8 protein-coding genes are annotated in these 11,533 nt (G+C 67.0%); all 8 read left to right on the top strand.

The window, feature by feature from the left end:
- Nucleotides 1-6 precede the first annotated feature (6 nt).
- The 8 genes from VFU06_16395 (at nt 7) to polA (ending at nt 10,799) form a co-directional block, all read left to right on the top strand.
- Complete coding sequence (locus VFU06_16395) at nt 7-990, top strand: ABC transporter permease (GenBank protein ID HEU5210977.1); 984 nt, start codon at nt 7-9, stop codon at nt 988-990.
- Nucleotides 983-2,254, top strand: a complete 1,272-nt coding sequence (opp4C, locus tag VFU06_16400; GenBank protein HEU5210978.1) for an oligopeptide ABC transporter permease — start codon at nt 983-985, stop codon at nt 2,252-2,254. Before VFU06_16395 ends, opp4C begins: the two co-directional genes overlap by 8 nt.
- Nucleotides 2,254-3,228 (top strand): ABC transporter ATP-binding protein, encoded by a 975-nt coding sequence (locus VFU06_16405; GenBank protein HEU5210979.1) that lies wholly within the window; start codon nt 2,254-2,256, stop codon nt 3,226-3,228. Before opp4C ends, VFU06_16405 begins: the two co-directional genes overlap by 1 nt.
- Nucleotides 3,225-4,421, top strand: a complete 1,197-nt coding sequence (locus tag VFU06_16410) for an ABC transporter ATP-binding protein (GenBank protein ID HEU5210980.1) — start codon at nt 3,225-3,227, stop codon at nt 4,419-4,421. The genes VFU06_16405 and VFU06_16410 overlap by 4 nt, the downstream gene beginning before the upstream one ends.
- Before the next feature lie 135 nt (nt 4,422-4,556).
- The gene (locus VFU06_16415; protein ID HEU5210981.1) at nt 4,557-5,225 is read left to right on the top strand and encodes a MotA/TolQ/ExbB proton channel family protein; all 669 of its coding nucleotides are present in this window, start codon (nt 4,557-4,559) and stop codon (nt 5,223-5,225) included.
- Nucleotides 5,226-5,441: 216 nt separating this feature from the next.
- Nucleotides 5,442-7,550 (top strand): transglycosylase SLT domain-containing protein, encoded by a 2,109-nt coding sequence (locus VFU06_16420; protein ID HEU5210982.1) that lies wholly within the window; start codon nt 5,442-5,444, stop codon nt 7,548-7,550.
- 162 nt (nt 7,551-7,712) lie between these two features.
- A complete protein-coding gene (locus VFU06_16425) occupies nt 7,713-7,919 on the top strand; it encodes a cold shock domain-containing protein (GenBank protein HEU5210983.1) in 207 nt (68 codons plus the stop codon).
- A 129-nt stretch (nt 7,920-8,048) separates the two neighbouring features.
- Complete coding sequence (polA, locus tag VFU06_16430) at nt 8,049-10,799, top strand: DNA polymerase I (protein HEU5210984.1); 2,751 nt, start codon at nt 8,049-8,051, stop codon at nt 10,797-10,799.
- Nucleotides 10,800-11,533 lie beyond the last annotated feature (734 nt).

The following is an 11,533-nucleotide window of genomic DNA, read 5'->3' on the forward strand; positions in this document are numbered from 1 at the left end:
ACCCTCATGGGTACGTTCATCCTGCGGCGCGTGCTCGGTGCGATCCCGCTCCTGCTCGGGATCGCAACGCTCGTGTTTTTCGTGCTGAACCTCGCGCCCGGCGATCCCGCTGCGGCGTACATGAACCCGAACATGCCGCCGGAGATCATCGAGCAGCTCCGCGTCAACCTCGGGCTGGATCAGCCGGTGCACGTGCGGTACGTGAAGTGGATGATGTCGTTCTTCACCGGCGACTGGGGCTACTCGTTCGCACAGAGCCGCCCGGTCGCCGCGATCCTGCTCGATGCGCTTCCGAACACGCTGATCCTGGCCGCGATCTCGCTCGTGCTCGTGTTCCTGATCGGTGTGGTGGTCGGCGTGTTCCAGGCGGTGCGGCAGAATTCGCTGACCGACAGCTCGCTCAGCGTCGTCGGCCTGTTCTTCTATTCCATGCCGTCCTTCTGGCTCGGCCTCATGCTGATGCTCGTCTTCTCGCTCAAGGCGAGCGAGTGGGGCTGGCCCTTCTCGCTGCCGCCGACCGGCGTAACGAGCGTCGACTACGATTTCATGACCGCGGGCGAGCAGATCCGCGACCGCATCGCGCACCTCGTGCTGCCGGTCGCGACACTGACGCTCGCACTCGCCGCTGGCGTCGCGCGCTACACGCGCGGGCAGATGCTCGAGGTCGTCCGCCAGGACTACATCCGCACGGCGCGCGCGAAAGGGCTGCCGGAGCGCACCGTCATCTTCAAGCATGCGCTCCGCAACTCGATGATCCCCGTGATCACGCTGCTCGGGCTGAACCTGCCGTACCTGTTCAGTGGCGCGGTGTTCATCGAGTACATCTTCGCATGGCCCGGCATGGGCCGGGTGATCGTCGACGCGATCTACCAGCGCGACTACCCGCTGGTCATGGCGACCAGCTTCCTGTTCGCCACCATCGTCGTGATCGGCAACCTGGTGGCGGACGTGCTGTACGCCGTCGCCGACCCGCGCATCCGCTATGACTGAGCGAGATCGCAACCTCGACCCGAGTGACCGCAGGGACGCGCCGCCCGATCCCGAATCCGGCGCGCCGCTCGACGTGCCTGTCGCGTTCGGCGTCGACGAAGCCGTGCAGGCGCCGCCGCCGGGTGCAGCCGTGGCTGCGCCGCCATCCAGGCCGGGGCCTCTGTCGTACCTGCTCGCGATCGTGCTGCCGGGCGTGCCGCAGCTCAGGACCGGGCGCACCGGGCTCGGCGTGGTGCTGCTGCTCACCTGGCTGGTCGTGATCGGGGTCGTCGTGCTCGCATGGGAGCGGATCGTGGCCGTGACCGGCACCGGCTCGCTCGACGACCAGGTCGCGGTCGCGACGCTCGCAGTGCTGGTGCTGGTGGCGTGGTTCGTCGGTATTCGTGACCTGCGACGCCCGGCGGAAACAGGTGCGGGGGACTCGCAGTGGAGCATCGCCGCCCGCCATTTCCGGAAGAATCGCGTTGCCGTGGTCGGCCTGGGCGTGATCGCGCTGTTCTACCTGATCGCAATGATTGCGCCGCTGATCGCGCCGTACGACCCGATCGCGCAGCAGGACATCGCGCGCACCTCGTTCCTGCCGCCCTCATCGGAGCACTGGCTGGGCACGGACCGCTTCGGCCGCGACGTGCTCAGCCGGATCCTGTACGGCGCGCGTATCTCGCTCTCGATCGCGTTTGTCGCCACCGCGATCTCCATCACACTGGGGACGCTGATCGGCGCGATCGCGGGTTACGCAGGCGGCAAGGTCGACACGATGCTGATGCGCTTCACGGACATGGTGCTCGCGTTTCCACGCCTCGTGCTGCTCATCATGATCGTCGCGCTGTTCAGTCCTTCGATCGCGGTGATCATCACGGTGCTCGGCCTCACGCAGTGGCCCAGCACCACGCGCATCGTGCGTGGTGACGTGCTCAGCCTGCGTGAGCGCGAGTTCGTGCAGGCGGCTCGCGCACTCGGCTTCTCGTCGCGTCGCATCCTGCTGCGCCACCTGATCCCGAACGTGCTCGCTCCCGTCATCGTTGCCGCGACGCTCGGCATCGGCAACACGATCGTGCTCGAGGCCGGTCTCTCCTTCCTCGGCCTGGGCGTCTCCGCACCGACGCCGACCTGGGGCAACATGGTCAACGAGGGACGCGACAACCTGCTCGGCGCATGGTGGCTCGCGACGTTCCCCGGCCTCACGATCGTTTTCGTCGTGCTCGCGTTCAACCTGGTCGGCGACGGCCTGCGCGACGCGCTCGACCCGCGCCTGAGGTCCTGATGCCGCTGCTCGAGGTCACAGACCTGCGCACGTACTTCCACACCGACCAGGGCATGGCGCGCGCCGTCGATGGTGTCAGCTTCACCGTCGAGAAAGGCGAGGTGCTCGGCATCGTGGGAGAAAGCGGCAGCGGCAAGTCCGTCACGGCACTGTCACTGCTGCGGCTCGTCGCGACGCCGCCCGGCGAGATCATGGAGGGCAGCAGTGTGCGCTTCGACGGACGCGAGCTGCTGGATCTCCCGGCGCGCGAGATGCGCGCGGTGCGCGGCAACGACATCGCGATGATCTTTCAGGAGCCGATGACGTCGCTCAACCCGGTCTACACGGTGGGCGACCAGATTGCCGAGGCGGTGCGGCTGCATCGCGACGTCTCGCGCAGGGAAGCACGTGAGCAGGCCGTCAGGATGCTGCGGCTGGTCGGGATCCCGTCACCGGAAGAGCGCGTCGACGTCTACCCGCACCAGCTCTCGGGCGGACAGCGTCAGCGCGTGATGATCGCGATCGCGCTGTCGTGCGAGCCCGACCTGCTCATTGCAGACGAGCCGACGACCGCGCTCGATGTCACGATCCAGGCACAGATCCTCGAGCTGATCGCGGGCCTGCGCGAACGGCTCGGTATGGCCGTGGTCCTGATCACCCACGACCTCGGTGTCGTCGCGGAAGTCTGCGACCGCGTCATCGTGATGTACGGCGGGCAGGTCGTCGAGCAGGGCACCGTGCAGCAGATCTTCACCGACGCAAGGCATCCGTACACGCAGGGGCTGCTGCGTGCGATTCCCAGGCTGGGTACGCGTACCGAGGAGCTCGCCGTGATCCCCGGGCGCGTCCCGCCACCCACCGCGTGGCCGCAGGGCTGTCGCTTCCGCGGACGCTGCCCCTTCGAGTTCGAGAAGTGCCCCGAGCACCCGCCGCTCTTTCAGACTGGGGCCGGTCACCTTTCACGCTGCTGGCTCGAGGAGGAGGACGCACGATGAGCGATCCTCGCGGGCCGCGACCGCCGCGGGCGACGTCGTATGACGACACTCCCGTGAACGGTGCAGGCGTGCCCTCGGAAGGGTTGACTGCGCCGGCCGACGCCGAGCCCGACTCGGTGCTTCCGCCCGCAAAGGGCGACTCGGATACCGGCTGCCGCGTGCTCGAGGACGTGGAGCCGCCGCCGGATGCGCTGCTCCACGTGCGCGGCCTCAAGGTGCACTTCCCGCTGCGCCGCGGACTGTTCCCGCGCCTCGTCGGCCACGTCAAGGCAGTCGATGGCGTGACCTTCTGGGTACGTCGCGGAGAGACACTCGGGCTGGTCGGCGAGTCCGGCTCCGGGAAGACGACGACCGGGCGTGCAGTGCTCCGCCTGATCGAGCCGACCGACGGCAGTGTCCGCTTCGCCGGTGTGGATGTGCGCGCGATGGACGACGACGCGCTGCGTCGCCTGCGGCGCCGCGCACAGATCGTGTTCCAGGACCCGTACGGCTCGCTCAACCCGCGGCTCACGGTCGGTGACACGCTGCGCGAGGTGCTGCGCGTGCATGGCATCGCCCGCGGCGCAGACGCGAAGCGGCGGATCGACGAGCTGCTCGAGACGGTCGGGCTGCGGTCCTTCCATGCAGCGCGCTACCCGCACGAGTTCAGCGGCGGGCAGCGCCAGCGGATCGGCATCGCGCGCGCGCTCGCTGTCGAACCGGATTTCATCATCTGCGACGAGCCGGTCTCCGCGCTGGACGTCTCGGTCCAGGCGCAGGTGCTCAACCTCCTGGCAGCATTGCAGGAGCGCCTTGGTCCCGCGTACCTCTTCATCGCGCACGACCTGAGCGTGGTCGAGCACATGAGCGACAGGGTGGCCGTGATGTACCTGGGACGCATCGTGGAGACAGGACCCACTGCGCAGATCATCGAGCGCCCGCGCCATCCCTACACGCAGGCCCTGCTCTCGGCGGTGCCGGTGCCGGACCCGGCGGCACAGCGCGAACGGATCGTGCTGCCGGGCGATGTGCCGAGTCCCTCGAATCCGCCCTCGGGCTGCCCGTTTCATCCCCGCTGTCAGCACCCGCTGAAGGATGCCGATTGCGCGCAGATCGTTCCTCCCCTTGCCGAGAAGGCGCCGGGGCAGTTTGCAGCATGCATCAAGGAACCATCACTCGGGAACGGGTCCGGGACCCGGCAGAACCGCTCTTGACACCCCCGGAGGCGCCCGGTAGAATCGGGCGTTCATTCGCCGACAATTCAATTCCCCTGTTCCCGCGCAAGCTGGGCCGCATAGCGCCATACGACGGAGGTTACTTTGGCTGGTCTGAGCGCAATCTCTCTGTTCATGCTCCAGATTCCTGGTATGGAGGCCCCCGACCTCTCGTTCGGCGAGCAGATGGCTCAGCTGTGGCGCGACGGCGGCTGGATGATGTGGCCGCTGGGGCTGTGCGCCCTCATTGGTCTCATCGTCATCGTCTGGAAGTTGATCGACCTCACATCCAAGTCGGCACGTACGAAGAAGTTCCTGAACGAGGCCGACGAGCTGATCGCACAGCGCAAGATCGACTCGGCGCTCACGCTCGCGCGTGATTCCAATGCGCCGGCCGCCCGCGTCCTCGCCGCCGGCCTCGAGCGCCGCAACGAGGGCACCGAGCGTGTCATGAAGGCGATCGAGAACGTCGGCGTCATCGAGATGGCGAGCCTCGAGAGCGGTCTCGTCTGGCTCGCGACGGTGTCCAACGTCGCACCGCTGCTCGGCTTCCTCGGAACGGTCATCGGCATGATCGAGGCGTTCCAGGCGATCGAGCTGGCCGGTGAGGTGGAGGCGACGCTGGTCGCCGGAGGCATCAAGGTCGCGCTGATCACGACCGCCGCCGGTCTCGCGATCGCGATCCCGGTCAACATCGCGCACAACTACTTCGTCAGCCGCATCGACCGCCTGGTCCTCGACATGGAGGAGTCGGCGCAGAAGATGGTCGACGCGCTGCACGCGTCGGAGGTCCGCTCGGCCTGATCGCCGGCCGGTCCGCAGTTTGCGCTCGGAGGGCCGCCCAAAAGGCGGCCCTCTTTGCTTGACCCGAATGCATCCATGATGAGCTTCGCACTGCCTCTCGTATCAGCACGGCCCGCAGCACTCGCGGTCCGGTCGCTCACCGCTCTGCCGGGCCTCACGCGCGGTGCCGCACCGCGGGTACACGGACCGGTTCATGCACGGGCGTGTAGTTCGAGCATGCGCTATCTGATTCTGCTGTTCGCGGCTGCGGTGCTCGGCATCGTGTTCTATCTCGTGCAGCCTTCGCGCGAGATCGTGAGCGTGTCCAGCAATGGCGGACCCGCTGATGCCGCGCTGTTGCTGGCCGCTGATACACTGGACGCCGTGCAGCTCGCCAGTGCACCGCAGGATACGACCCGTCGTGGCCGTGGCCTCGCGCTTCTCGCGCGCGCCGATGCCCACGCCAGGGCCGGCCGCGGCAGCGCCGCGATCGCCGCCTACGACAGTGCCGCGGCGCTGCTCCCCTCGATCGAACGATGGATCGCGCTGCGCGCGGCAGACGCCGCTGCAGCGGCAGGCGATACGACCGCGGTGAACCGGCGGCTCGGTGCGGCGGGCAGCGTGCTCGTCAACCGGTACGGCCGCTTCACCCGCGTACGCGCCCTCGAGGAGGCAGGTGCGCTGGTGGATGCCATCGAGGAGGCCAAGGCGATCGCGGCTGCATCCAGTGGATCGACAAAGGCCACGGCGCTCACCACCGTGGGTCGCCTGCGCCTGCTGCGCGGCGACACGGCCCGCGCGATGAGCGCATTCCGTGAGGCGATCGAGGCGTCCAGTTCAGCTTACGACGCCGCGCGCCTGCTGAGTGAGCTGCCGGGCATCACGCTCGACGACCAGCTCGCGATCGGGCAGGTGTACCTGCGCGGTGGCAACATGGCCCGCGCGAGCCGCGGCATCCGTGCGTGGCTCGATGCGGGACGGGGCACCGCCGCAGAGCGTCGTAACCTGCATCTCGCGCTCGGTCGCGGGTTCTTCCGCGCGGGCGATTACGCCGACGCGGAGCGCGAGCTGCGCGGGGGCGCGGAGGGAGCATCGGCCGGCGTCGCTGCACCTGCCCTCTATGACGCTGCACGCGCACGCTACCGGCGTGGGCAGGTCAGCGAAGCACGCAGCGCGCTGCGATCACTCGCGCAGCAGTATCCGGGCAGCGCAACCGCCGCGCGCGCATGGTACCTGCTCGGCGACCTCGACCAGGACGAGAAGCGGTTCGACGACGCCCGCGCCAATTTCCGCCGCGCGATCGACACCGGTGCGGACTCCGAAGAGGTCGGCCTCGCGTACATGCGCATCGCCGGAATCGACTTCGCCGCGGGCGACTACGCGGCGGCGCGTGAGCGGTTCGACGCATACCGCACACGCTACCCGACCGGCCGGCGTACCCAGCAGGCCACGTACTGGTCCGGCGTCGCAAGCCTGCATCTCGGCGATTCCGCCGCCGCACGCGCCCGCTTCCAGGAAGCGATGCGCATGGATCCGATGGACTACTACGGGGTCCGCGCCGCCGAACGACTCGACACCACGCCAGGCGACGTGATTGCGCTCGGAGCGGCGCCCGCCAGGGTGCCGCTCTCGGCCGCAACGGCGGCAGCGCTCGACGTCGTCGACCTCCTGCGAGATGCCGGCTGGAGCGACGCGGCCTCCTTCGAGATGGACCGCGCGCGCGACTCCTTCGGCAGCGACGTGGCATCACTGTACGCTCTCGCCGAAGCGCTCAACGAGCGCGGATATACGTCGCAGGGCATTCGCATCGGCCTGGACCTGCGACGCCGTGCGGGAGAATGGAACGGCCGCCTGCTCCGCATCGTCTATCCGATGCCGTACCGCGACGCAATCGCGGCCGAGGCCGCGCGCCATGGCATCGATCCGTACCTCGCCGCCGGCCTGATCCGTCAGGAGTCGCTGTTCAACGCGCGGGCTGTCAGTCCAGCCGGCGCGATGGGGCTCATGCAGGTCATGCCCGCAACCGGCGAGCGACTGGCCCGACGACTCGGCATCAGCGGCTTCGAGCCAGCCATGCTCCACGACCCGCTGATCAACATCCGGCTCGGCATGCAGTTCCTGGCCGACATGATCGCCGAGTACGACGGCCGCGTGGATGCGGTCCTCGCCGCGTACAACGCCGGCCCGAGCCGCGTGGATCGCTGGATGGAGTTCCCCGAATGGGCGGATCCGGAGCTGTTCAGCGAGCGAATCCCGTTTGCAGAGACACGCGAGTACGTGAAGATCGTCCAGCAGAACGCACGGTTGTACGATGCCCTCTACGGCACATCGGCAGCGGTGGACTGAGCACCCCGTGGCGCCGTAACCCGGTACTATTCTGTCAGCTAGCGGAAAGCCCTACTGCCACAACAAGATTTTTCTTGACACTGCGGAACACTGTGGTGTAGCTTCGTTCGCGCAGGGGTGGTGGTACTGCTGCCGGGACCAACCTTCGTAGGAGGCAGTTCGATGGCCAGAGGTAAGGTGAAGTGGTTCAATGACGCCAAGGGCTATGGCTTCATTGAGCAGAGCGACGGCGAGGACGTGTTCGTGCACTTCTCCGCGATCACCATGGAGGGATTCAAGACGCTCGCCGAGGGGGAGGATGTGGAGTTCGAGATTCGCCAGACGGACAAGGGGCTTCAGGCCGCCAACGTTGCGCGGCCCTCGACCTGACCTCCCGGCCACGAATTCCGCAGGACAACGAGCGCCCCGCCTTGACAGGCGGGGCGTTTTCGTTGACAGTCCCGCGCACCTCCCGGTGTCGCCGTGGTTCCGGGCGGATGCGCCACCGGAAGAGAATCAATGGTCGACAAGCCATCCAAGACACACCCCCGCCTGTTCCTGATCGACGGGTACGCGCTGATCTACCGGGCGTACTTCGCCATGATCAACCGGCCGCTCGTCACGACGAAGGGCGAGAACAGCTCCGCCGCGTTCGGCATTGCGCGGTTCCTCATGAAGATCCTGGCGGAGCATGAGCCGGATTACATCGGCGTCGTGCTGGATGCGGGCTCGAGCCAGCGCGAGGAACTGTACCCGGCGTACAAGGCAACGCGCGAGAAGATGCCGGACGACCTCGCCACGTCGCTCTGGCGGATCCGCCAGATCATCGAGGCGTTCCGCATCCCGGTGATCGAGCTTCCCGACCATGAGGCTGACGACGTGATCGGTACGCTCGCGCTGGCAGCGGTGGAGCAGGGACTCGAGGCGGTGATCGTGTCCGGGGACAAGGACTTCTACCAGCTGATCCGGGACCGGGTGTGCCTGCTGAACCCGGGACGCGGCGGCGCCGCGGGCGTGGAGGAGGAGTGGGTCGACACGAAGAATGCGCGTGAGCGGCTCGGCGTCGAGCCGACACACGTCATCGACTACCTCGCACTCATCGGCGACTCGTCGGACAACGTCCCCGGCGCGCGTGGCATCGGCCCCAAGACGGCGATCCAGCTCATCGAGCAGTACGGCGACGTGGAGTCCATCCTGGCTGCCGCTCCGGAGATCAAGGCAAAGCGCGCGCGCGAGTCGTTGCTGAGCGGAGCGGACGACGTCCGGCTCTCGAAGCGACTCGTCACGATCATCACCGACCTGCCCGTCGAGCTCGACCTCGAGGCGCTGCGCGTCTGCGAGCCCGATGCCCGCGCGCTGCGCGATGTCTTCCTCGACCTCGAATTCCATTCGCTGCTGCGCGAGGTCGAGGATGCGACGGGCGCGGCAGAGGTGGAGCTGAAGCAGACGTACAGCGTCGTTTCGAGGGCTGCCGAGCTCGCGCCGATCATCGAGGCAGCGCGTGCGGCGGGCCGTGTGGCCATTGCCGTGATCGGTGAGGGCGACGGCGCCATGCGGGCCCACATGGTGGGTATTGCACTGTCCGTGGAGCCGGGCACTGCCTGGTACCTGCCGCTCGGTCATCGCCGGCCGGGCGAGCTGGACCTCGGCGACGCGAGCGGCATTGCGAACCTGCCTCCACTCTCGGATCCCTCCCTCCGGCCGCTGGTCGAGCTGCTCGAGGACGCTTCGATCCTGAAGATCGGTCAGGACCTCAAGTTCGATCTTCTCATGCTGCGCCGTGCAGGGGTGGCGATGCGGGGCATCGATTACGACGTCACCATCGCGTCCTACGTGATCGATCCAGGGCGCCGCGATCACAGCGTGAGCGGCCTCGCAATCGAGTACATGAAGTACCGCACGCGCACGCTGGAAGACGTCGCAGGGAAGGGACGCGACTCACGGCCGCTGTCGGAGGTCACGCCCGCGCAGGCCATGGACTTCGCCTGCGAAAAGGCCGACCTGTCGCTCCGGTTGCAGCAGCGCACGGCCGAGGAGCTGGAGAGCTACGATCTGATGCGGCTGTTCCGCGAGATCGAGATGCCGCTGCTGCCCGTGCTCGCCGAGATGGAATGGCACGGCATCCTGATCGATCGTGACTTCTTCGCTTCCATGAGCCGGGAGCTGTCGCATGCCCTGCAGCTCACGACCGAGGAGATCTTCAAGATCGCCGGCGAGGAGTTCAACATCAGCTCGACACCGCAGCTGCGTACCATTCTGTTCGAGAAGCTCGAGCTGCCCATCATTCGCAAGACCAAGACGGGGCCCTCGACGGACGCGAGCGTGCTCGAAGAGCTCGCCACTCAGGGACACGCCATCCCGCGGCTCATCCTCGAATACCGCGAGCTCGACAAGCTCAAGGGCACGTACGTGGATGCACTGCCGCAGGCGGTCAACCCGCTGACCGGGCGCATTCACACCACTTTCCAGCAGACCGTCGCCGCGACCGGCCGCCTTTCATCCGCGGATCCCAACCTGCAGAACATCCCGATCCGCACCGACCAGGGACGCCGCATCCGCAAGGGCTTTATTCCGGATGCCGGTAATGTATTCGTCACGGCGGACTACTCGCAGATCGAGCTGCGCATCCTGGCACACATGAGCGGTGATCCGGCCTTCGTCGAGGCGTTCCGCAGCGGCGCGGATATCCACCGACAGACGGCCGCAATCATGTTCGGCATGGACCTCGACAACGTGACCGCCGACATGCGTGCCGCAGCGAAGACGGTCAACTTCGCCACGATCTACGGCATCGGCGCATTCGCGCTCTCGCATCAGCTCGGCACGAGCGTCGCCGAGGCAAAGGAGTTCATCGAGAACTACTTCCAGCGCTTCCCGGACGTGCGCCGCTACCTCGATACGCAGGTCGAGAAGGCGCGCGACTGCGGCTACGTCGAGACGCTGTCGGGCCGGCGCCGCTACATCCCGGAAATCCGCAGCAGCAACTACAACATCCGCCAGTTCGGCGAGCGAGCCGCGACCAATGCGCCCGTGCAGGGAAGTGCGGCAGACATCATCAAGATCGCCATGATCCGCATCCACGACGCACTCGCGGACTCCGGTGCCCGCATGCTGCTGCAGGTGCACGACGAGCTCGTGTTCGAGGCGCCACGCAATTCCGCCGACGAGGTGCGTGCCATGATCGAGCGCGAGATGACCGGCGCGTTTCCGCTGGACGTGCCGCTGGAGGTCGTGACCGGGGTGGGCGAGAACTGGTACGAGTGCAAATAGGGGCGGAGGCCGGGCGTCGGGCTGCGGGGCGGGCGGGCTCGGGAACGGGGTATCTACCACAGAGAACGCAGTGGACATGGAGTGCGCCCCGGCCGCTGGATAATCACAGGCAACGTTGCTTTGTTCGCCGTCGTGGGCGATGCGCGCAACGTTGGCTTGAATAATCACAGACAACGTTGCTCTGGTCGCGGGCGTGGCCAATGCGAGCTACATTGCCTTGGATAATCACAGGCAATGTTGCTCTGGTCGCGGGCGTGGCCGATGCGAGCAACGTTGGCATAGTCAACGTGGCTGACGATGCCGGCCGTGTCAGCCGAAAGCCGGCCGCCTCTCCCGAGAGCCCGTCCCCCCACGGGCGAAGCCCCCTCGCCGTCCAGTCGCCCATCAGTCAGCCAGCGGGAGTAGATTCATCTCCGTCTGCCAGCATCGAGTTCACCTTCACGGCAAGTCACTCCCATCTCCGCCCCGAACCAGCCTCTGTTCTCCCGGTGCTCCGTGGTAGACCCCAAAGACCCATCCAGCCTCTGTGCTCCCGGTGCTCTCCGTGGTAGACCGAACAAACCCATCCAGCCTCCGTGCTCCCGGTGCTCTCCGCGGTAGACCGAACAAACCCATCCAGCCTCCGTGCTCCCGGTGCTCTCCGTGGTAGACAAAAAAGACCCACCGAGCTATTCGGATGCGCGAAACACTCATGTATCTCTCGCTATCAAACTCACACCAGCGGAGGCATTCAT

This window comes from Longimicrobiales bacterium, assembly GCA_035764935.1.
Lineage (GTDB): Bacteria > Gemmatimonadota > Gemmatimonadetes > Longimicrobiales > RSA9 > DASTYK01.

What these genes read in the sequence shown, in the direction of transcription:
- VFU06_16405 (HEU5210979.1), top strand. Translation starts at nt 2,254, where the DNA reads ATGCCGCTGCTCGAGGTCACAGACCTGCGCACGTACTTCCACACCGAC.
- VFU06_16395 (HEU5210977.1), top strand. Translation starts at nt 7, where the DNA reads ATGGGTACGTTCATCCTGCGGCGCGTGCTCGGTGCGATCCCGCTCCTG.
- polA (HEU5210984.1), top strand. Translation starts at nt 8,049, where the DNA reads ATGGTCGACAAGCCATCCAAGACACACCCCCGCCTGTTCCTGATCGAC.
- opp4C (HEU5210978.1), top strand. Translation starts at nt 983, where the DNA reads ATGACTGAGCGAGATCGCAACCTCGACCCGAGTGACCGCAGGGACGCG.
- VFU06_16425 (HEU5210983.1), top strand. Translation starts at nt 7,713, where the DNA reads ATGGCCAGAGGTAAGGTGAAGTGGTTCAATGACGCCAAGGGCTATGGC.
- VFU06_16415 (HEU5210981.1), top strand. Translation starts at nt 4,557, where the DNA reads ATGCTCCAGATTCCTGGTATGGAGGCCCCCGACCTCTCGTTCGGCGAG.
- VFU06_16410 (HEU5210980.1), top strand. Translation starts at nt 3,225, where the DNA reads ATGAGCGATCCTCGCGGGCCGCGACCGCCGCGGGCGACGTCGTATGAC.
- VFU06_16420 (HEU5210982.1), top strand. Translation starts at nt 5,442, where the DNA reads ATGCGCTATCTGATTCTGCTGTTCGCGGCTGCGGTGCTCGGCATCGTG.